This window comes from Streptomyces sp. NPDC002776, from assembly GCF_053592195.1.
Genome location: NZ_JBSFVG010000014.1, coordinates 14,623 through 36,735, shown reverse-complemented (window position 1 = coordinate 36,735; position 22,113 = coordinate 14,623). Strand labels below are relative to the sequence as shown.

Annotated in this window: 14 protein-coding genes, 6 tRNA genes and 1 riboswitch; of the genes, 10 read left to right on the top strand and 10 right to left on the bottom strand. The window is 71.1% G+C overall.

Annotated elements, in window-relative coordinates; translation table 11 throughout:
- Positions 1-25 precede the first annotated feature (25 nt).
- The 6 genes from ACWD11_RS25890 to ACWD11_RS25865 all read right to left on the bottom strand — a co-directional run bounded on the left by ACWD11_RS25890 (position 26) and on the right by ACWD11_RS25865 (position 6,186).
- Positions 26-100 (bottom strand) — tRNA-Asp (locus ACWD11_RS25890).
- 95 nt (positions 101-195) lie between these two features.
- Positions 196-4,140 (bottom strand): ATP-dependent RNA helicase HrpA, encoded by a 3,945-nt coding sequence (gene hrpA, locus ACWD11_RS25885; RefSeq protein ID WP_451285804.1) that lies wholly within the window; start codon positions 4,138-4,140, stop codon positions 196-198.
- 131 nt (positions 4,141-4,271) lie between these two features.
- Positions 4,272-4,345, bottom strand: a tRNA-Phe gene (locus tag ACWD11_RS25880).
- Positions 4,346-4,369: 24 nt separating this feature from the next.
- A tRNA-Asp gene (locus ACWD11_RS25875) sits at positions 4,370-4,444 on the bottom strand.
- Positions 4,445-4,482: 38 nt separating this feature from the next.
- Positions 4,483-4,555 (bottom strand) — tRNA-Glu (locus ACWD11_RS25870).
- A gap of 80 nt (positions 4,556-4,635) precedes the next feature.
- Complete coding sequence (locus ACWD11_RS25865) at positions 4,636-6,186, bottom strand: metallophosphoesterase family protein (protein WP_451285802.1); 1,551 nt, start codon at positions 6,184-6,186, stop codon at positions 4,636-4,638.
- Between the two features lie 84 nt (positions 6,187-6,270).
- Between ACWD11_RS25865 and ACWD11_RS25860 the strand changes: the two genes are divergently transcribed.
- The 5 genes from ACWD11_RS25860 to ACWD11_RS25840 all read left to right on the top strand — a co-directional run bounded on the left by ACWD11_RS25860 (position 6,271) and on the right by ACWD11_RS25840 (position 11,521).
- The gene (locus ACWD11_RS25860) at positions 6,271-6,621 is read left to right on the top strand and encodes a metallopeptidase family protein (protein ID WP_059249887.1); all 351 of its coding nucleotides are present in this window, start codon (positions 6,271-6,273) and stop codon (positions 6,619-6,621) included.
- A gap of 89 nt (positions 6,622-6,710) precedes the next feature.
- Positions 6,711-7,250: a hypothetical protein gene (locus tag ACWD11_RS25855; protein ID WP_451285800.1), complete on the top strand. Its 540-nt coding sequence runs from the start codon at positions 6,711-6,713 to the stop codon at positions 7,248-7,250.
- Positions 7,251-7,460: 210 nt separating this feature from the next.
- Entirely contained in the window at positions 7,461-9,707 is a 2,247-nt protein-coding gene (locus ACWD11_RS25850) for a DEAD/DEAH box helicase (RefSeq protein ID WP_451285798.1), read from the top strand.
- A gap of 102 nt (positions 9,708-9,809) precedes the next feature.
- Positions 9,810-11,360, top strand: coding sequence for an amino acid permease (locus tag ACWD11_RS25845; protein WP_389416459.1), 1,551 nt, complete (start codon positions 9,810-9,812; stop codon positions 11,358-11,360).
- An 88-nt stretch (positions 11,361-11,448) separates the two neighbouring features.
- A tRNA-Lys gene (locus ACWD11_RS25840) sits at positions 11,449-11,521 on the top strand.
- A gap of 72 nt (positions 11,522-11,593) precedes the next feature.
- Here the strand turns inward: ACWD11_RS25840 and ACWD11_RS25835 are convergent.
- Complete coding sequence (locus ACWD11_RS25835; protein ID WP_451285796.1) at positions 11,594-11,977, bottom strand: DUF5955 family protein; 384 nt, start codon at positions 11,975-11,977, stop codon at positions 11,594-11,596.
- A gap of 10 nt (positions 11,978-11,987) precedes the next feature.
- Complete coding sequence (locus ACWD11_RS25830) at positions 11,988-14,234, bottom strand: hypothetical protein (RefSeq protein WP_451285794.1); 2,247 nt, start codon at positions 14,232-14,234, stop codon at positions 11,988-11,990.
- Between the two features lie 256 nt (positions 14,235-14,490).
- On the opposite strand from ACWD11_RS25830, the gene ACWD11_RS25825 reads away from it, so the two are divergent.
- The 5 genes from ACWD11_RS25825 to ACWD11_RS25805 all read left to right on the top strand — a co-directional run bounded on the left by ACWD11_RS25825 (position 14,491) and on the right by ACWD11_RS25805 (position 19,763).
- Positions 14,491-15,618, top strand: a complete 1,128-nt coding sequence (locus tag ACWD11_RS25825) for a dihydrofolate reductase family protein (protein WP_451285793.1) — start codon at positions 14,491-14,493, stop codon at positions 15,616-15,618.
- A gap of 149 nt (positions 15,619-15,767) precedes the next feature.
- Positions 15,768-16,961: an alginate lyase family protein gene (locus tag ACWD11_RS25820; RefSeq protein ID WP_451285791.1), complete on the top strand. Its 1,194-nt coding sequence runs from the start codon at positions 15,768-15,770 to the stop codon at positions 16,959-16,961.
- A 52-nt stretch (positions 16,962-17,013) separates the two neighbouring features.
- Positions 17,014-17,087: transfer RNA gene (locus tag ACWD11_RS25815), tRNA-Met, on the top strand.
- Positions 17,088-17,238: 151 nt separating this feature from the next.
- Entirely contained in the window at positions 17,239-18,336 is a 1,098-nt protein-coding gene (locus ACWD11_RS25810; RefSeq protein WP_451285789.1) for a PP2C family protein-serine/threonine phosphatase, read from the top strand.
- Positions 18,337-18,566: 230 nt separating this feature from the next.
- A riboswitch (cyclic di-AMP (ydaO/yuaA leader) is annotated at positions 18,567-18,723 on the top strand.
- 11 nt (positions 18,724-18,734) lie between these two features.
- On the top strand, positions 18,735-19,763 hold the full coding sequence (locus tag ACWD11_RS25805; RefSeq protein ID WP_389416453.1) for a M23 family metallopeptidase: 1,029 nt from the start codon (positions 18,735-18,737) through the stop codon (positions 19,761-19,763).
- A gap of 95 nt (positions 19,764-19,858) precedes the next feature.
- Here the strand turns inward: ACWD11_RS25805 and ACWD11_RS25800 are convergent, their stop codons facing one another.
- A complete protein-coding gene (locus ACWD11_RS25800; RefSeq protein WP_451285787.1) occupies positions 19,859-21,205 on the bottom strand; it encodes a PrsW family glutamic-type intramembrane protease in 1,347 nt (448 codons plus the stop codon).
- A gap of 52 nt (positions 21,206-21,257) precedes the next feature.
- Positions 21,258-22,100 carry a tRNA (guanosine(46)-N7)-methyltransferase TrmB gene (gene trmB / locus ACWD11_RS25795; protein WP_389416451.1) on the bottom strand — a complete coding sequence of 281 codons (843 nt, stop codon included), beginning with the start codon at positions 22,098-22,100 and terminating at the stop codon, positions 21,258-21,260.
- Positions 22,101-22,113 lie beyond the last annotated feature (13 nt).

The window sequence follows — 22,113 nt, the reverse complement described above, 5'->3', positions numbered from 1 at the left end:
GGCGACCCGGGCTCTTCATTCAATGCGGTCCTGACGGGATTTGAACCCGCGGCCTCCACCTTGACAGGGTGGCGAGCACTCCAAACTGCTCCACAGGACCAGGTTTCGCGGCGCTTTTTCCTGCGTTGCGCTGCGAGAAGAGACTGTACAGGAGGGTGGGTGTCCTGGTCGAACTCACCCTGTGTGCGGGAGCCGTTACGGCGCCAGCGCGTCGATCGCCCGCACGATCCGCTTGTCCGACACCGGGTACGCCGTACCGAGCGCATGGGCGAAATAACTGACCCGCAGCTCCTCGATCATCCACCGGACATCGAGCACCTGCTCCGGCACCGGACGCCCCCGCGGCATCTGCTCCAGCAGCCAGGCGTACTCGTCCTGCATCTCATGGACCTTCTCCATACGGGTCGTGTCCCGCTGCGCGTTCGCCGGCATCTGCTGCAGACGCCGGTCCACCGCCACCAGATACCGCATCAGGTCCGGCAACCGCCGGATCCCCGCAGCCGTGACGAACCCCGGCTTCACCAGCCCGTCGAGCTGCTTGCGGACATCGGTGAGGTTCGCCAGCAGCGCCGGGCTCCGCACCGCCTTCAGACGCCGCTCACAGGCCTGCCAGGCCGCCAGCACCTGCTCCACCTGCCCCACCGCACGCACCGTCGTGTCCACGATCTCGGCACGCACCTTCTCGTACAGCTTCCGGTACGACTCCTCGTCCCACGCCGGCCCCCCGAAATCCCCGATCAGCTTGTCCGCCGCGGCCATCGCACAGTCGTCGAACAGAGCCTGCACCGAACCGTGCGGATTCGCCGACAACGCCAGCTTCTGCGCGTTCGACAACCGGTCGCTCGCGAACTTCGCCGCATTCACCGGGATGTTGCGCAGGATCAGCCGCCGCGTGCCCCGCCACATCGCCTGCGCCTGCTCCGCCTCCGTGTCGAAGAGACGCACGGAAACCGTGTCGCCGTCGTCCACCAGCGCCGGATACGCCTTGACCGGCTGGCCCGCGCGCCGCGTCTCGAAGACCCGGGACAGCGTGCCGATCGTCCAGTCCGTGAGGCCCGTGCGCTCCAGCGACTCGCCGCCCTCCCGGGACGCCGTCGCCGCGGCCGCCTGGGACAGCGCCTGGCGCGCCTTCGGCTTCAGCCGCAGCTTCAGCGCCTCCAGATCCTTGTCCTCCGCCACCTTGCGACGCCGCTCGTCGACGATCCGGAACGTGATGCGCAGATGGTCCGGCACCTTCGCCCAGTCGAAGTCCTCGGCCTCGAAAGGCACCCCGACCATCCGCTTCAGCTCACGGGCCATCGTGACCGTCAACGGCTCCTGCAAGGGCACCGCCGAGTCCAGGAACCGCCGCGCGAAGTTCGGCGCCGGCACGTAGTTGCGGCGGATCGGCTTGGGCAGCGAGCGGATCAGCTCCGTGACGACCTCCTCCCGCAGCCCCGGGATCTGCCAGTCGAAACCCTCGTCCGTGACCTGGTTGAGCACCTGCAGCGGAACGTGGACCGTCACACCGTCCGCGTCCGCACCCGGCTCGAACTGATACGTCACCCGGAACTTCAACTGCCCCTGCCGCCAGGAGTCCGGATAGTCGGCCTTCGTGACCGCCTCGGCCGACTCCCGGATCAGCATCTCCCGCTCGAAGTCCAGGAACTCCGGCTGCTCCTGCCGCTTGCGCTTCCACCACGAGTCGAAGTGCGCCCCCGACACCACGTGTTCGGGCACCCGCTGGTCGTAGAAGTCGAAAAGCGTGTCGTCGTCGACGACGATGTCCCGCCGCCGGGCCCGGTGTTCGAGCTCCTCGACCTCGCTCAACAGCTTGCGATTGTCGGCGAAGAACTTGTGATGCGTACGCCAGTCACCCTCGACGAGCGCGTTGCGGATGAACAGCTCACGGCTCGTCTCCGGATCGATCCGGCCGTAGTTCACCTTGCGCTGAGCCACGATCGGCACGCCGTACAGCGTGACCTTCTCGTACGCCATCACCGCCGCCTGGTCCTTCTCCCAGTGCGGTTCGCTGTACGTCCGCTTCAACAGATGCCCGGCAAGCGGCTCGACCCACTCCGGCTCGATCTTCGCGTTGACCCGGGCCCACAGCCGCGACGTCTCGACGAGCTCGGCGGACATCACGAAACGCGGCTGCTTCTTGAACAGGGCCGAACCCGGGAAGATCGCGAACTTGGCGTTGCGCGCGCCCAGGTACTCGTTCTTGTTGCCGTCCTTCACGTCTTTCATGCCGACGTGCGAGAGCAGACCGGCGAGGAGGGAGACATGCACGCTCTGGTCGGCCGCGTCCTCCTCGTTCAGATGGATCCCCATCTGCTTGGCGACCGTACGGAGCTGGCTGTAGATGTCCTGCCACTCACGGATCCGCAGGAAATTCAGGTACTCCTGCTTGCACATCCGCCGGAAGGAACTCGAACCGCGCTCCTTCTGCTGCTCACGGACATACCGCCACAGGTTCAGATACGCGAGGAAGTCACTGGTCTCGTCCTTGAAACGAGCGTGCTGCTGGTCGGCCTGGGCCTGCTTGTCCGCGGGACGCTCACGCGGGTCCTGGATGGACAGCGCGGCGGCTATCACCATGACCTCACGGACACAGCCGTTGCGGTCCGCCTCCAGCACCATCCGGGCCAGCCGGGGGTCGACCGGCAGCTGAGCCAGCTTGCGGCCCGTCTCGGTGAGCCGCTGCCGTACGTCCTTCTGCGTCGGGTCCAGCGCGCCCAGCTCCTGCAGGAGCTGGACACCGTCCCGGATGTTGCGGTGGTCCGGCGGATCGATGAACGGGAACTTCTCGATGTCCCCCAGACCGGCCGCCGTCATCTGCAGGATCACGGAAGCCAAATTCGTACGGAGGATCTCGGCGTCCGTGAACTCCGGGCGGGCCTCGAAATCCTCCTCGGCGTACAGCCGGATGCAGATGCCGTCGCTGGTCCGCCCGCAGCGGCCCTTGCGCTGATTGGCGCTGGCCTGCGAGATCGGCTCGATCGGCAGCCGCTGCACCTTGGTGCGGTGGCTGTAGCGGGAGATCCGGGCGAAACCCGGGTCGATGACGTACTTGATCCCCGGAACCGTCAGCGACGTCTCGGCGACATTGGTCGCCAGAACGATCCTGCGGCCGGTGTGCGGCTGGAAGACCCGATGCTGCTCGGCGTGCGAGAGCCGGGCATACAGCGGCAGCACCTCGGTGAACCGGTACTTCTTCTTCTCCAGCGCATCGGCGGTGTCCCGGATCTCCCGTTCACCCGAGAGAAAGACGAGGATGTCGCCCTTCCCCTCACCCATGAGCTCCTCGACGGCATCGGTGATGGCCGTGATCTGGTCCCGGTCCGCGTCGTCGGAGTCCTCCTCCAGAAGCGGCCGGTAACGCACCTCCACGGGATACGTCCGCCCGCTGACCTCGACGATCGGCGCGTCCCCGAAGTGCCGGGAGAACCGCTCGGGATCGATGGTCGCGGAGGTGATCACGACCTTGAGGTCAGGCCGCTTGGGCAGCAACTGCGCGAGATAGCCGAGCAGGAAGTCGATGTTCAGCGACCGCTCATGCGCCTCGTCGATGATGATCGTGTCGTAGGCGCGCAGCTCACGGTCGGTCTGGATCTCGGCGAGCAGGATGCCGTCGGTCATCAGCTTGATGAAGGTGGCGTCCGGATTCACCTGGTCGGTGAACCGCACCTTCCACCCCACGGCCTCGCCGAGGGGAGTCCTCATCTCCTCGGCCACACGCTCGGCGACCGTACGGGCGGCGATACGACGAGGCTGGGTGTGCCCGATCATGCCGCGGACGCCGCGCCCGAGCTCCAGACAGATCTTGGGGATCTGGGTGGTCTTCCCGGACCCGGTCTCACCGGCCACGATGACCACCTGATGATCACGGATGGCGACCGCGATCTCGTCCTTCTTCTGGCTGACCGGCAGCTGCTCTGGATACGAGACGGCCGGCACCCGGGCCCGCCGCGCACTCATCCGCTCCTCGGCCTTCCCGACCTCCGCCTCGATCTCAGCGATCACGGCGGCCCGGGCCTCCGGCTTACGGATCTTGCGCGCACCTTCGAGCCGCCGACCGATCCGGTGCGCATCACGCAGCGACAACTCGGTCAGACGGGAGGCGAGGGCGCCGAGGGCGGGAGCAGGGTGCGTAGACATAGGCGATCCAGGATCTCATCCCGGCCAATTCCCTGGCGAACGCTTTTGGCCCCGGCGGTGAGGCAGGTCATCACAGGGAGTCCAGAAAATGCCAAGGGCCCCGACCGTTTGGTCGGGGCCCTTGGGGGTTGTGGCTGGGGCCGGGGTCGAACCGGCGACCTATCGCTTTTCAGGCGATCGCTCGTACCAACTGAGCTACCCAGCCACGAGGCTTCCGGGGAAACCTCGGCGGTCCTGACGGGATTTGAACCCGCGGCCTCCACCTTGACAGGGTGGCGAGCACTCCAAACTGCTCCACAGGACCAAGCTGTTGCGTACGACAGTGTCGCACACGGTACTGCGTGCCCCCAACGGGATTCGAACCCGTGCTACCGCCTTGAAAGGGCGGCGTCCTAGGCCGCTAGACGATGAGGGCTATCGGCCCGCCTGGGCGCTTCGCAGCGCGTCGGGGACGTGAGAAGCATATGGGATGGCGGGAGGGATCGCCAAAACGGTTTACGAGGGGGGTGGGGAGGAGGGGGTGCCGCCCGGGTGGTTCTCCTCGGGGAGGTGGCGGCTGACCTCCGCCGTTGTGAGGCCCAGACCGCCCAGTTCGATCTCGTCCCACGCCTGCAGACGCTTGGTGTCGCGGTCGAAGTAGAGGATCGAGGTCTCGATCGGGTCGGGGTACTTGCCCTCGATCGCGCGCAGGCCGCTGCCGCCCGTCGAGCCCTCGATGCGCAGCCGCGTGCCCCGGTCCAGGACCTCCATCTCGTCGTGGTGGAGGTGGCCCGCCAGGACCAGCGGTACCTCGCCGTCCACCTCGCGGGCCGCCGATGGTTCATGGGCGATCGCCACGTCCACGGGGGTGCCCGCCGCTTCCTGGTCGCGCAGGGCGGAGGCGAGGCGGGCGCCGGCCAGTTCCTGGGAGGCCTCGGCGCCCGTCTTGTTCGTGCGGTCGGGCGTGAACTGGGGGTCCCCGATCCCGGCGAAGCGCAGGCCCGCGACGGTTTTGGCGCGTCCCTCGTCCAGCACGTGCGCGTTCTTCAGGCCCTGGAGGTACTGCTGGGTGAGCATCGAGTCGTGGTTGCCCCGGACCCAGACGTAGGGCGCGCCGAGGTCTTCGATGGGGTCGAGGAAGCCGTTCTCGGCCGCTGAGCCGTGGTCCATGGTGTCGCCGGAGTCGACGATCACGTTGATCTGGTACTGCTCGACGAGGGAGGCGATGATCTTCCAGCTGGCCGGGTTGAGGTGGATGTCGGAGACGTGCAGGACGCGGATGGTGGTGGGGTCGGGCTGGTAGGTGGGGAGGGTGGAGGTGGCGTCGTAGAGCTTGGTCACGTTGGTGACCAGGCGGGCCAGCTCCTGTTGGTAGATGTCGAATTCGGTGACGATGCTGCGGGCGTCGCCGACCAGGGAGGGGGCGGAGGACAGCAGTCCGGAGAATCTCGGTTCGAGGACGGAGTTGGGGTTCCAGGTGGCGGCTGCGGTGCCGCCGGAGGCGGCGAGGAGGGTGAGGGCGAGGCCGCCGGCGGCGAGGGCGCGGCGGGGGCGCCGGTAGACGGCGAGGCCGAGTGCGGTGGCGCCGGCGACTACGGCGACGCAGGAGCGTATGGCCAGGTCGCGGGTGCCGTGGGCGACGTCGCGGGCGACTTCGTCCTGGAGTCCGGAGAGCCGTTCGGGGTGGTTGACCAGGGCTTGGGCGCGTTCGGGGTCGAGTTGGTCGACGTTGACGTCGAGCCGGACGGGGGCGATGTGGCTGTCGAGCTGGAGGGCGCCGAGCGGGGAGATGTTGATTTTCGTGCCGCCGCTGACGGAGGGGCGCAGGGTCATGGTGGTGTTCATGGGGCCGACGGGGACGCGGACGTTGCCCACGATCAGCAGGCCGAGCCAGGCGCCGAGCAGGACGACGGTCACGAGGCCGAGGGCGCGGCCCCAGGGGTGTGGCTGGGGGACGAGCTGGATCGTGCTGGGTGCTTGGCGGGCGCGGTAGTGGCGGGCCAGGGCGCGCGGTGCCCTTCGTATCCGGTGGGTGGTGGTGAGGATTGCGGAGGGGACGCGAGCCATTGGTCCCGTATGCCCAAGTGCGCGGGCGGATATGCGGGGTGCCTGCGGCTCTCGTACGGGCGTCCTGTGCCCGACAATGGGGCTGTGCTGGAGATGACGCGCGAGGAGTTCGAGGAACTGGTCGCCGAGGCGTTGGACCGGATTCCGCCGGAGCTGACGCGGCTGATGGACAACGTCGCGGTGTTCGTCGAGGACGAACCGCCGGCGGACGATCCGGAGCTGCTCGGGTTGTACGAGGGGACGCCGCTGACGGACCGGGGTGAGTGGTACGCGGGGGTGTTGCCGGACCGGATCACGATCTACCGGGGGCCGACGCTGAGGATGTGTGAGACGCGGGAGGACGTGGTCGCGGAGACCGAGGTGACGGTGGTGCATGAGATCGCGCATCACTTCGGGATCGACGACGCCCGGTTGCATGCACTCGGGTACGGGTGAGCGCCCGCTGATACGGGTCGCGTGTCCTCTTGTGGGCGGGGGGAGTTGGGGAGGTTGACTCCTTCATCCTCCACCGGAGGTGGCTGCCCGTGCGCCCCTTGTACGTTCCCGTCCGTCTGGCCGCCACGGTGATGGCGGTCGCCGCTGCCGCTGGTTGTATGAGTGTGAGTGACGACGGTGCCGGTGGGGATGCGAAGCCGTCGCGGTCCGCGGGGCAGCGTGGTGGTGAGGCGCCGGACGGGGGTTCGGCGGTCTCGGGTGGCGGTGCGGGGTTCGGGGCCGCGGCGGCGGACGGCGGGCGGGGCAGGGGCAAGAAGGCGAAGAAGGGCGGCGCCGAGGAGTCGGCGTCTCCGTCGGCGTCCGCGTCGGCCGAGGCCAGCGGGAAGGCGGCGGTGCCGGGCAAGCCGGGGAAGACGGAGAAGCCGGGCGGGCCGGGGCAGCAGCCGGAGCCGACGGATGCGCCGCCGACGCCGACGCGGCCCGCGGAGCCGACGCCGGATCCCACGCCGCCGGAGCCGACGGTCACGCCGGAGCCGACGGTCGCGGAACCGTCGTCGTCGGCGCACGGGGAGGCGGGGCCGCAGATGGTGCAGCGGGAGCCGGCGCCGGAGGCGGGGGCGCCGGTGTGACCTACGTCCCGCGGACCCGGTTTGCCTTCGGGGGGACAGGGTGCGTATGGTGGTAGATCGTTTGATCCCATTTGCCCGGCGCCAACGCAGAGCGCGCCGTGTGGCGCGTACTCTCCCTTGCCGTGGCTGATCGCATAGAGGCGGTCGTATTGCGAAAACACGGAGTTGACGGGCGCGTGCCGACGAGACTCCGGAAGGTTTCGCATACGCATGTCCATTTCCAGTTCTGATCACATCGTCATGCCCGAGAACGACGAGAACGAGATCGTCGACAACGAGATTGTCGCGAACGAGATCGTCGAGATCGAGGCCCTCGAGAGCGAGATCGCCGAGACCGCCGAAGAGACTCCCGAGGTCACCTTCGCCACGCTCGGTCTCCCCGAGGCTGTCGTGCGCAAGCTCGCGCAGAACGGCGTGACCACCCCCTTCCCGATCCAGGCCGCGACCATCCCGGACGCCCTGGCCGGCAAGGACATCCTCGGCCGCGGCCGTACCGGCTCCGGCAAGACGCTCTCCTTCGGTCTGCCGACCCTGGCCCGCCTGTCCGGCGGCCGCACCGAGAAGCACCGCCCGCGTGCGGTGATCCTCACCCCGACCCGTGAGCTCGCGATGCAGGTCGCGGACGCGCTCCAGCCGTACGGCGACCAGCTCGGCCTGAAGATGAAGGTCGTCTGCGGCGGTACGTCGATGGGCAACCAGATCTACGCCCTGGAGCGCGGTGTCGACGTGCTGGTGGCCACCCCGGGCCGGCTGCGCGACATCATCAGCCGCGGTGCCTGCTCGCTGCAGGACGTCCAGGTCGCCGTGCTCGACGAGGCCGACCAGATGTCCGACCTGGGCTTCCTGCCCGAGGTCACCGAGCTGCTGGACCAGATTCCGGTGGGCGGTCAGCGGATGCTGTTCTCCGCCACGATGGAGAACGAGATCTCCACGCTGGTCAAGCGCTACCTGAACAACCCGGTCACGCACGAGGTCGACAGCGCCCAGGGCAACGTCACGACCATGTCGCACCACATCCTCATCGTGAAGCCCAAGGACAAGGCGCCGGTCACCGCCGCGATCGCCTCCCGCAAGGGCCGCACGATCATCTTCGTCCGCACCCAGCTGGGCGCCGACCGCATCGCCGAGCAGCTGTGCGACGCCGGGGTGAAGGCCGACGCGCTGCACGGCGGGATGACGCAGGGTGCGCGTACCCGCGTCCTGGAGGACTTCAAGAAGGGCTACGTCAACACGCTCGTCGCCACCGATGTCGCCGCCCGCGGTATCCACGTCGACGGCATCGACCTCGTCCTGAACGTCGACCCGGCCGGTGACCACAAGGACTACCTGCACCGTGCGGGCCGTACGGCGCGTGCGGGGCGGACCGGCACGGTGGTGTCGCTGTCGCTGCCGCATCAGCGTCGGCAGATCTTCCGGCTGATGGAGGACGCGGGTGTGGACGCCGGCCGCCACATCATCCAGGGCGGTGCCGCCTTCGACCCGGAGGTCGCCGAGATCACCGGTGCCCGGTCGATGACCGAGGTGCAGGCCGAGTCCGCGGGCAATGCCGCGCAGCAGGCCGAGCGCGAGGTTGCCCACCTCGCCAAGCAGCTGGAGCGTGCGCAGCGCCGTGCGACGGAGCTGCGCGAGGAGGCCGACCGGCTGGTGGCCCGGGTCGCCCGCGAGCGCGGTGAGGACCCGGAGGCCGCGGTGGCCGAGGCGCAGGCGGCGGTGGCCGCGGCGGAGATCGCCGTGCCGGAGCAGCCGGTGGCCAAGGACGTGGAGCGGGTCGAGCGTACGGAGTCCTCGTCGTCGTACGAGCGTCGTGACCGTCGTGACGACCGGGGTGGCGACCGTGGTGGTCGTTCGTTCGAGCGTCGGGACAGCGACCGTGGTGGGTTCCGTCGTGACGAGCGTCGGGACGACCGGGGTGGCGACCGTGGTGGCCGTTCCTTCGAGCGTCGTGACGACCGTGGCGGGTTCCGCCGGGACGACCGCCGGGACAACGACCGCGGTGGCTTCCGTCGGGACGACCGGGGTGGCGAGCGTTCCTTCGAGCGTCGTGACGACCGGGGTGGCGACCGTGGTGGCCGTTCGTTCGAGCGTCGGGACAACGACCGTGGTGGGTTCCGTCGGGACGACCGGGGTGGCGAGCGTTCGTTCGAGCGTCGTGACGACCGGGGTGGCGACCGTGGTGGCCGTTCCTTCGAGCGCCGTGACGAGCGTGGCGGCGGCCGTTCCTTCGAGCGTCGTGACGACCGTGGTGGCCGACCCTTCGAGCGTCGTGACGAGCGCGGCGGTCACCGTGGCAGCGACCGTCCGTTCAACCGCGACCGCCAGGGCGACCGTCCGGGCTTCCGCGCCGGCGGTCACGACCGTCCGAGCCACGACCGCCCGTCCGGCCGTCGTGACGACCACCGCGGTGGCGGTTCCTTCCAGCGCCGCGAGGACAAGCCGCGCTGGAAGCGCAACGGCTGATCCCGAGCGCCGATAGAAAAGGCCCGTACGACTTCGGTCGTGCGGGCCTTTTTGGCCATCTGTGACGCATGTCACGCCCTCCGTGGGGGAATCGCTGGGGACATGACAGATGACGCCAAAGCGAGCGGGCCGTCGGACGGCACGCTCTCCGACGAAGAGCGGCTGGCCCAGCTCGGCTACACGCAGGTGCTCGCCCGCCGCATGTCGGCGTTCTCCAACTACGCGGTCTCATTCACGATCATCTCGGTGCTGTCGGGCTGTCTGACGCTGTATCTGTTCGGCATGAACACCGGCGGCCCCGCCGTGATCACCTGGGGCTGGGTGGCCGTAGGTCTGATGACGCTGTTCGTCGGGCTGGCGATGGCCGAGATCTGCTCGGCGTACCCGACCTCCGCGGGCCTGTACTTCTGGGCCCATCGCCTGGCCCCGCCCCGGAACGCGGCCGCCTGGGCGTGGTTCACGGGCTGGTTCAACGTGCTGGGCCAGGTCGCGGTGACCGCCGGCATCGACTTCGGCGCCGCGTCCTTCCTCGGCGCCTATCTCAATCTCCAGTTCGACTTCGAGGTGACCCCCGGCCGCACGATCCTGCTGTTCGCCGGGATCCTGATCCTGCACGGCCTGCTGAACACCTTCGGCGTGCGGATCGTCGCCCTGCTGAACAGCGTGAGCGTGTGGTGGCACGTCATCGGCGTCGCGGTCATCGTCGGCGCCCTGACCTTCGCGCCGGACGAGCACCAGTCGGCGTCCTTCGTCTTCGGCGAGTTCGTCAACAACACGGGCTGGGGCAGCAGCTTCTACGTGGTCCTGCTGGGCCTGCTGATGGCCCAGTACACCTTCACCGGCTACGACGCCTCCGCCCATATGACCGAGGAGACCCACAACGCGTCCACGGCCGGCCCGAAGGGCATCGTGCAGTCCATCTGGACGTCGTGGATCGCGGGCTTCGTCCTCCTCCTCGGCTTCACCTTCGCGATCCAGTCCTACGAGGGGGCCCGCACGTCCCCGACCGGCGCGCCGCCCGCCCAGATCCTCCTCGACGCGGTGGGCGCGACCGCGGGCAAGCTGCTGCTCCTGGTCGTGATCGGGGCGCAGCTGTTCTGCGGGATGGCGTCGGTGACCGCCAACAGCCGCATGATCTACGCCTTTTCGCGCGACGGCGCGCTGCCCTTCTCGCACCTGTGGCACTCGGTGAACCCGCGCACCCGCACCCCGGTCGCGGCGGTGTGGCTGGCGGCGCTCGGTGCGCTGGTGCTGGGACTGCCGTACCTGATCAATGTGACGGCGTACGCGGCGGTGACGTCCATCGCCGTGATCGGCCTGTACATCGCCTACGTCATCCCGACCCTGCTGCGGCTGCGCAAGGGCGAGGCGTTCGAGCGGGGGCCCTGGCACCTGGGGCGCTGGTCGCGGGCGATCGGAGTGGTGGCGGTGGGGTGGGTCGGCGTGATCACGGTGCTGTTCATGCTGCCGCAGGTCTCCCCGGTGACCGCGGAGACCTTCAACTACGCCCCGGTCGCCGTCCTGGTCGTCCTCGGCTTCGCCGCCGCCTGGTGGCTGGCCTCGGCCCGGCACTGGTTCCTCAACCCGGATCACGAGCGCACGATCGCCCGCGAGGCGGCCCGCACGGGCGCACCCGAACCGGTCGATCCGTAACCCTTCGCCCGCCGGACGCGGCCGTGTCACCGATACCCGATCGGAGACTCGGCCCCGTCCGGCTATGCTCGGGGAGGCAACATCGCCGGGGCCCTTAGCTCAATTGGCAGAGCAGTGGACTTTTAATCCATTGGTTGTGGGTTCGAGTCCCACAGGGCCTACCGACAGTGCGGCGCCCGGATCGGCTTCGGCCGGTTCGGGCGCCGTCGTGCTGTCCGGGACCGGCGGCGCGCTCAGAGGGACGGGAGTGCCTGGGCCAGGGCCGCCACCGCCGCCGCCAGGGGGGCCACCGGCTCGGCGAAGGCCGTCAGGCGGTCCAGGGCCCGGCGTACCACGCCCGGCTCGGGGGTGGGCTCGTCCAGTTCCTCGCGGAGCCTGCGCAGCTCCGCGCGGGGGGAGTCCTGGTCGGGGAGGCCGGTCCGGTGTTCGTCCAGGAGGCGTTCGATCAGTGCCATCCGGTCGTGGATCTGGGTGCGCTGGTCGGCCGTGAGGGACTGGAAGGAGACCTGGCCGGCGACGGCCCGGGCGCCGGGGCCGACGGCCTGGTTGGCGACCTGGCTCTGGCCGCCGTACTGCTGGACGCCGAAGTTGGTGTTGTCGGCGGGCTGCTGGGGCATCTGGTTCTCCTTACTTCGGGGCCGCGGCCGGGGCGGTGGCCGTGGCCGTTCCGGCGTCGGCCCGGGCGCCCTGTCCGACGGCCTGGTTGCCCACGACGCTGACCCCGCCGGTCTGCAGGACGCCGTGGTTGAGGATCGTCTGCGTCTGGGTGCGGAAGTCGGTGGTGTCCACCCCGTGCTCGTCCAGGAAGTCCCGTACGGCGGCCAGGGCGTGCCGGTCGAGGGCAGCGAACGCCCGCTCGGCGTCGACGCGTTGGAAGTGGTCGAGGTACTCGGCGCTCATCGCGTGCTCGCGGATGCTCAGCCGGGCGCCCCGGTCGAAGGCGGGGTCGGTCTTGGCGGCCGAGCGCTCGCGGCGCTGCCGGCGGGGTGCGCCCCACTCGCGGAAGGCGTCGCCCAGCACCGCCCGGGGCGCCCCGAACAGGGCGCCGCCGCTGCGCCGCAGGGCCGACAGCAGCAGGCCCGCCCGGTGCGCGGAGGTGAGGGCGTCCGGCAGCAGGTCCACCCCGCGCAGGTCCGGCCGCAGCGGAGTCAGGACGTGGCGGTCGCAGTGCAGGTGCAGGGTCTTGCCGACCACCGCGATGTGCAGCAGCTGACTGGGCACCACCGCCCCGCCCCACAGCGGCAGATGCGCGGCCAGGCAGTGCCGCGGTCCGCCCTGCGGGTCCCGCGCGATGTCCCGTACGGCCGCCTCCGGGAGCCGGGCGGCGGGCGCCTTGATCAGGGCGGGCAGGAAGCGGGGGTCGCCGGTGATCCGGGTGCCGCTGACGAACACCCGGTCCTCCACCTCCAGTGCCGCGAGGCTCGGGCCGCCGTCGACGGGCGGGGCGGCGGTGGCGTGCCGTACGGCGGTCTCGTGCAGCCGGGCGCGCAGCCGCTCCACCACGTCCCAGGTGTCGAAGCCGGTGAGCGGGGTGCCGGGACGCTCGGGCAGCAGCGGAAGTGACAGGGACCACTGCGACTGCCGTACGCCCTGGCCGATGAAGGGGGAGAAGCCGCTGTAGACGGTGACATTGCCCGCCTGGGCCTTGGCCACCGCCCCGACCGCGGTGATCGCCCACGACTCCGTGGGCTCGGGGCCGGACCCCGCCACGAAGTTCTCGCGCCGCAGGGAGCCGCGCAGCCGCCGGTCGACGTCCAGCTCCTCCCGGGCCATCACCCAGTACGCCCACACCCCGCCCCCGATCACCGCCAGCAGCGGCGGGATGCCCCGCGCGTAGGACCCGGCCAGCCAGCTCCACGGGCCCGACAGCGGCAGCGCGGAGAGGAACCGGCCCCACAGGATCCCGGCGAGCAGCAGCCCGGCGATCGTGGATAGGAGCCACCGCAGGGCCGCTCCCGTGTCCACCGGTTCCCGGCCGCGGACGACGCGGCGCGGCGCCCGGGAGGCCTTGGCCAGCGCCTTGAAGGCGAGGTGGCCGAAGACCAGCCAGAGCGGGCCGAAGGCGGCGATCAGCAGGTAGATCGCGGCCAGCCGCCGGTCGCGGGCCCGGTGCAGTCGGCGGGCGGCCAGGCTGTGCCGGGCGACGGGCACCAGGTCGACCCCGGGGGAGGGCGCGACCGCGCCGAGCTCGTCGCGCAGGACGTCGTCGACGACCCGGCGGGTGAACTCGGGGTCGGTGTAGGCGGCCGCGCACAGGTGGCGGGTGGTGTCGCCGGGCGCGGTGGCGCCCAGGCCACCGCCGGGGACGTCGGGCGCGGAGGGCGCGGAGGGTGCCATGGTGCTGCTCCGTTCGCGGATACGGGACAGGGCTGCGCGGGCACCGGTCCCGCCGAGCACGACTGCCAGGGCCACGCCCAGCAGCACCCCGAAGACCAGGCCGTCCACCAGGAAGTGGACGATCACCGCCTCCGAGGGGCCGCCGAAGAACATCAGGGACTCCGCGCCGTCGGCCTTCACGACCGCCCAGGACGCCACCGCCGCGGCGAGCGAGAGGAGCATGCCCGCGCCGAAGGCGGCGAGCCACCGCAGGCCCGGGGAGGCGGGGCTCCGGCCCAGCAGCCGCGGTGCCAGGACGGCACCGGTGAGCAGCAGGACGAGGGCGGTGTTGCCGGCCAGGTAGAGAGGCTCGCTCGCCCCCTCCGAGCTCGGGGACAGATCCCAGGTCGGGACGTACAGCGCGCGGTGGACCACGCCGCCCAGCGGGCTCTCCGGCCGGGCATCGAGCAGCGGCTCCCGCAGCCAGGGGCTGCCCAGCAGCACAAGTCCCCCGCACAGCAGGGCGGTTCTCCGGCCCGAACGTACAGTTCGCCCCACGGCAACCCCCTGTCACACCCCCGGGCGCAGCACTGTACGTAGTCGAACGGCTGCGCACCAGCGGTCAGGGAGACATTCCGGGGGCAGGCCCGGTCCGCCGTCCGGTCGGCCAACTCCCTGCGTGTCACTGTGCGTTGGCGCTCGGCGAGGTCCGTCACCCGCGGTCGTCGCTCCGGGGACCCGCGGAGGTGGGCGAGGATGGAGCAGTACATGTGCGGCACCCCCACGAAACCGACCCGGCCCCGCTGGAGCGTCGATGCCTCTCCCTTACGTCCTGCTGTCGGCCGCGGTCTCCCTCGACGGCTACCTGGACGACACCGGCCCCGAGCGGCTGCTGCTCTCCGGCCCGGCCGACTTCGACCGGGTCGACGAGGTGCGGGCGTCGGTCGACGCGATCCTCGTCGGCGCCGGGACGATCCGCGCCGACAACCCGCGCCTGCTGGTCAACTGCCCGGCCAGGCGCGCGGCACGGGTCTCCGCGGGGCGGCCGGAGTACCCGCTGAAGGTCACCGTCAGCGGCAGCGGGGAGCTGGATCCGGGGGCGAACTTCTGGCACACCGGTGGCGAGAAGGTCGTCTATACGACGGAGAAGGGCGCTCAGCGGGCCCGCGCGGCCGGTCTGGCGGCCGACGTGGTCTCCCTGGGCGCCGGTCTGGACTGGCGGCGGCTGCTGGCGGACCTGCACGGCCGGGGGGTCGGGCGTCTGATGGTCGAGGGCGGCGGCCGGGTCCACACCCAGCTCCTCCAGGAAGGGCTGGCGGACGAACTCCAGCTCGTGGTGGCCCCCCTCTTCGTCGGCGACCCGTCCGCGCCGCGCCTGTTCGGGCCCGGCGGGTACCAGCGGGGCCGGCTGCGGCTGGTGGAGACCCGCCGGATCGAGGACGTGGTCCTGATGCGCTACCTCCCCACGGCCCCCGGGGCGGGCCCGCTGGTCACGGCCGCCGACCGCCACTGGCTGAGGCTGGCCTGCGAACTGGCGCAGCTGTGCCCGCCGTCGCGGACGGCGTTCAGCGTCGGCGCGGTGGTCGTGGCGGCCGACGGCACGGAACTCGCCCGGGGGCACTCCCGGGAGGGCGAGGACCCCGTGGTCCACGCCGAGGAGGCGGCCCTGGCGAAGACCGACCCGAGCGACCCCCGGCTGGCCTCCGCGACGGTGTACAGCAGCCTGGAACCCTGCGCCCGCCGCGCCTCCCGCCCGTCGCCCTGCGCGCGGCTGATCCTCCGGGCGGGGGTGCGCCGGGTCGTCACGGCCTGGCGCGAGCCGGACACCTTCGTGGCGGACGCGGACGGCAGCGGGCTGCTGGCGTCGGCGGGCGCGGACGTGGTGGTGCTCCCCGAGTTCGAGGCCCGCGCGAAGGCCCCGAACACCCACCTGCTGCCGTAACCGCCCGCTTGCTGCCGTAACCGCCCGCTTGCTGCCGTGAACCCCTACCCGCTGCCGTAACCCCCCACCTGCCGCCGTATCGGCCCGCCCCGGGTCCGATCGGCCCAATCCGAACTGCGCCCCGCCCCGCACCGCGCCAGGCTGCCAGCATGAGGTCTGTCCGAAGTGCCGCCCTGCTGCTGCTCGTCGCCCTCCTCGGCACCGCCTGCGGAGCGACCGGTGCCGACTCCCGCACCATGGCGCGCGCCCTGCCGCCCGACGCCGAGTTCACCCACCCCGGCGTCCTCGTCAGCGCGTCGCAGCTGGCCGCCGTGCGCAAGAACGTCACCGCCGGGAAGCAGCCGTGGCTGAAGGCATACCTCGCGATGCGGGACAGCAGGTACGGCGCCTACAAGTACCGGGCCGAGCCGTACGCGGACGTCCACTGTCCCGCCGGGAGCAAGGCCGGGCGCGGGTGCGTGCAGGAGCGCGAGGACGCCATCGCCGCCTACACGCAGGCCCTGCTGTTCACGGTGACCGGCAAGCGGCAGCACGCCGTGAAGGCCAGGGAGATCATGGACGCCTGGTCGGCGCGGCTGAAGCGGCACAGCGGGCAGAACGCCGGGCTGCAGGCCGGCTGGTCGGGGTCCACCTGGGCGCGGGCCGCCGAGATCGTCCGGCACAGCGAGGGCGCGGGCTGGCCCGAGGACCGGGTACGCCGGTTCGAGAGGATGCTCCGCACCGCGCACCTGCCGCACGTCACCCGCAAGGCCCCGGACACCAACGGCAACTGGGACCTCATCACCACCGACGCCGCCATCGGCATCGCCGTCTTCCTCGAGGACCACCAAACCTTCGACCACGCCCTCGCCCGCTTCCGGGACCGCGTGCCCGCCTACTTCTACCTGGAGAAGGACGGCCCCCTCCCGCTCACCCCGGCGGGGTCGAGCATGAACACCCCGCAGCGGCTGGCGGCGTACTGGTTCCGGCAGACGGAGTACAAGGACGGCGTCACCCAGGAGAGCTGCCGCAACTTCCAGCACGTCGGCTACTCCGTCGCCGCCACCGCGCACATCGCCGAGACCGCCCGGCACCAGGGCGTCGACCTGTACGGCGAGGCCGAGGACCGGCTCACGGCCGCGCTCGAACTGCACGCCCGCCACCAGCTGGGCGAGCCCGCGCCGGCCTGGCTGTGCGGCGGCCGGGTCGAGCGGAACATGGGGCCCGACCTGGAGGTCGCGGTCAACCGCGGCCTCGGCGGCTCCGCGGCCCGCGCGCTCGCCGAGAAGACCCGTCCGGCCGGTACCGACGATCTCTTCGTGGCCTGGGAGACGCTCACCCACGCGGGCAATGCCGGGGCGTGAAGAAACGCGTGCGCAGGGGGGTGCCGCGGATGGCGTACACTGGTGTCAACGACGCGGGGTGGAGCAGCTCGGTAGCTCGCTGGGCTCATAACCCAGAGGTCGCAGGTTCAAATCCTGTCCCCGCTACTGAAGGCCCAGGGCCGGAACCATTGGTTCCGGCCCTGGGTGTTTTTCCACTGGTGCGTTTCCCCGCCTCATCCACTCGGCCCACACCGTTCGCCGCCCGCCGCCGCTCCGGGAAACCTGGAGGGACGGCGGACGTGGCGGGAGGCGGGCAGTGCGGGCTTCAGGCGTGGACGGGACCCGGCACCCGTCGTCCGCAGGCACCTTCGTCCGCCTGCTCCCGCTGCTGCTGATCGCGGGCGGTGTCCTCTACGACTTCATCACCCCCCAGGGCTTCACCGCGATCCCCTTCTTCACCGCCGCCCCGCTGGTGGCCGCCCCGTTCTACGCGCTCAGCGGCACAATCGCCGTCGGGGCCGTGTCCCTGATCGCCGCCTACGCCGTCCACATCCGGCTGGGCTTCGGCATGGACCCGGACACGGTCACCGAGGTGGTCACCGTGGTCACCGTCGCCGTCCTGGCCGTCGTCCTCAACCGCGTCGTGCGCCGCGGCGATCTGCGGCTCGCCACCCAGCGCGAGATCGCCGTGGCCACCCAGCGCGCCGTCCTGCCCGAACCCCTGGAGCGGATCGGCGGCTACGACATCGCCGCCTGCTACGAGGCGGCGCAGGCCGACGCCTACATCGGCGGCGATCTGTACGCGGTGCAGGACAGCGCGTACGGCGTCCGGGTCGTCGTCGGCGATGTGCGCGGCAAGGGGATGGGGGCCGTCGCCGCCGTCGCCGTCGTCATCGGGGCGTTCCGGGAAGCGGCCGAGCAGGAGCCGAGCCTGGAGGCGGTCGCGCGGCGGCTGGAGCGGGCGCTGGCCCGGGAGGGCGCGCGGCGCGACGGGATCGACGCCGTCGAGGGGTTCACGACCGCCGTGCTCGCCGAACTCCCGCACGGGGAGGGGCCCGTGCGCGTCGTCAACCGCGGCCACCCGCCCCCGCTGCTGCTCCACCCCGACGGCACCGTGCGCCCGCTGCGTGCCCGTGAGCCCGCCCTCCCGCTGGGCATGAGCGACCTCGGTGACTGGCCCGACCGCGCCGACGAGGCCCCCTTCCCTCCCGGCACCACCCTGCTCCTGCACACCGACGGCCTCTCGGAGGCCCGCGACGCGCAGGGCGTCTTCTTCGACCCCGAACGTCGTTTGTCCGGGCGCGTCTTCCGCGACCCCGGTGCCCTGATCCGCGCCCTCGCCGAGGAGGTGCGCGAGCACTGCGGAGGGGGGATGGCGGACGACATGGCGCTGCTCGCGGTGCGCCGACCCTGATCGTCACGGGCGGTGATCGGATGGGAGCCCTCCGCATAACAACTGACGCACCGTCAATACGTGTGTGACGCATGAGGCTTGGTCAAGTCGCCCGTTTTGGCGCCCTAGTGACCTGAAAGTCCAGGCCGGAGTCGTTAACGATCAAGAGGAACAGCTTGGAATCCGCGGCCCGTGTCTATTAACGTTCGATAACGCAGCGCGGTCGTCCCAGCCGTCACAAGAGGCGGCTCCGTGCGCACGCGCCGAATCCCGCAAGGGAACCGGGGAACCACTCATTGGGGTGAATCGGGCGTAATCAGCCGCGCAGAAACGGCAGATATACGCGCGTAGGAGACCTTCCTGCTCCGAACCCGTCAGCTAACCCGGTAGGCGAGAAGGAAGGAAAGGAGCACGCCCACGTGGCGTCAAACCGGCCTGCCCCCGAGGCCCCGTTCGTGCCGAGCCAGCGCAGTGACGAGGCCTTCTCCTACGGCAGCCACCGCACCGACGAGGGCCCCTGGGAGGAATGGAACCCCACCGCGGAATCCATTCGCCCGGTACGCGGACGGCACCGCGTCGCCAAGCAGCGCGGCGGCGGACTCGCCCGTAGCTCCACGGTGCTCGGCGTCGGTGTCATAGCCGCCGTCGGCGCGGGCGGCATGGCCAGCGCCCAGTCCGGCAAGCCGCCGGTCGCGATCACCATGCCCGACCTGCCGCTGATCTCCGACGACTCGGCGGAGCAGATCCCCGAGACCTCGGCCACCCCGCTCAGCACCGTCGGCATGACCACCACGGACACCGGGCAGGGTGCCGCGGACGCCGGTGAGGCGCTGCGCGCCCGGATCATGGCCCAGGCCGAGCAGCAGCAGGAGCAGGTCGACACCAAGGCCGCCGAGGCCGCCGCCGCTGCCGCCGAGAAGGCCGCCGCGGAAGCCCTGGCCGAGGCCGAGAAGGAGGCGAAGGCCAAGGCCGCCGCCGCCAAGGCCAAGGCCGAGGAGGAAGCCCGCGAGAAGGCCGAGGCCGAGCGCCTTGCCGCCCTCGCCAAGCAGTTCGCGCTGCCGACCTCCTCGTACACCATCACCTCGACCTACGGTCAGGCCGGCGCGCTGTGGTCCTCCGGCTACCACACCGGCGCCGACTTCGCCGCTCCCACGGGCACGCTGCTCAAGGCGGTGCACACCGGCACGATCACCTACGCCGGGTACGACGGCTCCTACGGCTACAAGACCGTGCTCACCCTGGAGGACGGCACCGAGATCTGGTACGCCCACCAGTCCTCGATCAGCGTCAGCGTCGGGCAGAAGGTCGCCACGGGCGACGTCATCGGCCGCGTGGGCGCGACCGGCAACGTCACCGGTGCCCACCTCCACATGGAGGTCCACCCCGAGGGCTCCTCCTCCGGCATCGACCCGCTCGCCTGGCTGCGCAGCAAGGGCCTCAACCCCTGACCCAGCCCTCGCCAGAACCCCGGCGGTCCTGACGACGTCCCCCCGACGTCAGGGCTGCCGGTTTTTGGTGTCCGCGGTACTTGCGACGGCGGCCCTCACGACCGGTACGGGTTGTACGCGGGGTACGGGCCCGCCGGGTACGCCGGAAAGGGCTGGTACGTCGGCTGCGCCGGGTAGCCGTAGACGCCGTACATCGGCCAGGGTGCCGCCACCACCGGCACCGGCGGGGCGATGGCGCGGGCCGCGTGGTCCAGGGCCGGGCGGGCGACCTCCCGGCGGCGCCACAGCTCCCGCAGCAGCTCCTGCTCCCGTACGACGAAGTCGGCGCCCGCGCGGCCCCGGCGCCCCCGGTGGCGCAGGAACGCCAGCGAGGTCGCGTACGCCTCGTACCGCGCCACCTCCCGTGCCGCCTGCCTCCCGGCGCGGCGGCGGGCGTACTGCCGGGCCAGGCGCCGGGCCCGCATGGAGGCGAGCGCGAAGGGCTCGCCCGGGGTGAGCCAGCCGGCGACGGCGTAGGCGGGCAGTTCCTCCCGCACGGTGCGCAGCTCGCGCTGCCGGGTCCAGATGACCAGCCAGGTCAGCAGCCCGAACGCGGGGACCATGATCGCCCCGTACACGGCGAAGAAGCCGTACGGGCCGAAGACCGAGGAACCGTTCCACATCGCGTGCAGGCCCATCGCGAGCAGCAGCCCGGCCAGCGGCAGCAGGGCCCGCAGTCGGCGCCGGCGGTCGCCGGAGAGCGCGGCGACACCGAAGCCGATGCCGGTGAGGACCGTGAAGAGAGGGTGCGCGAAGGGCGACATGACGATGCGCACGAAGAAGGTCGCCGCCGTCACGGAGGCGATGCCGCTGCCGCCGGTGATCTGGTCGGTGCCGAAGGCGGTGCCGAGATAGAGGATGTTCTCGGTGAACGCGAAGCCGGTGGCGGTGACCCCCGCTATCACCACCCCGTCGACCAGCCCGGTGAAGTCCCGGCGCCGGAAGAGGAAGACGAGCAGGACGGCGGCCGCTTTCGCCGACTCCTCCACGACCGGCGCTATCACGGTCGCCCCGAGGGTGTCGGCGCTGGAGGGGTCCGCGGTGGCCGTCGCTATCCATCTCGTCGCGAAGCTGTTGGCGACGATGGCTATCAGCGCCGCCGCGCAGGCGCCCCAGGCGAAGGCGAACAGCAGGTTCCGCCAGGGGCCCGGCTCGACCCGGTCCAGCCACCGGAAGGCGGCTATCAGCAGCGGCACGGGCAGCACGGCCAGGCCCAGTCCGACCAGGAAGCCCTCGGTGCCGGTCTGTTCGCGGACCAGGGCGAGGATCACCAGGCCGGAGAGGGTGAGAAGGGTGATCAGCGCGCCGTAGCGCACCCCCGTCCGCTGCCACCAGTGCGCGTGCCGCAGAGTGCCGCCGGGAGGACCGGGGGGTTGCGTCGGGTACGGGGGACTGGTGGCCACGGCATTGACCCTAACGAGGGAAGGGCGCTGCCCGCACAGGAGCGCGGTGGGCTCAGGCGCCGGCGGGGGATTCGTCTCGGTGCGGTACGCGCCGGAACAGCAGGTCGTTCACCACATGACCCTTGTCCAGTCCCTGGCCCTCGAAACGGGTCAGCGGTCGGAACCCGGGACGCGGCGCAAAACCGCCGTCGGCCTGCGTGTTCTCGAAGCCCGGGTGGGCCGTCAGCACCTCGAGCATCTGTGCGGCGTACGGCTCCCAGTCGGTCGCGCAGTGCAGGACCGCACCGGGCCTGAGCCGGGTCGCGGCGAGGCTGAGGAACTCCGGCTGGATCAGCCGCCGCTTGTGGTGCCGCTTCTTCGGCCAGGGGTCCGGGAAGAAGACCCGGAGCCCGTCGAGCGAGTCCGGGGCGAGCATCTCGCGGAGCAGGATGATGGCGTCGCCGTTGCCGACCCGGATGTTGGTCAGTCCCTGGTGCTCGGCGAGGTTGAGCAGATTGCCCTGGCCCGGGGTGTGCACGTCGACGGCGAGCACATTGGTCGCCGGGTCCGCGGCGGCCATCTGGGCGGTGGCCTCGCCCATCCCGAACCCGATCTCCAGGACGACCGGGTGGTCGTTCCCGAAGAGCCGGCCGAGGTCGAGGACCTGCCGGCCGTCGATGTCCAGGCCCCACGCGGGCCACAGCCGCCGCAGCGCGTCCGCCTGTCCCGTGGTCACCCGGCTGCGGCGGGGCTGGAAACTGCGGATCCGCCGCTCGAAGTGCGACCCGGCGGGATCGGGCTGGGGCCCGTGGGGGAACCGCGGCTCCCCCTTGGCCCGCGCTTGCCGAAGGGGCGCACCGGGCTCATGACCGGGGGCGGAGTGGGGGGCTTCGGGGGTGTGGAGGGAGTCAGACACAGTGGGGTCGATT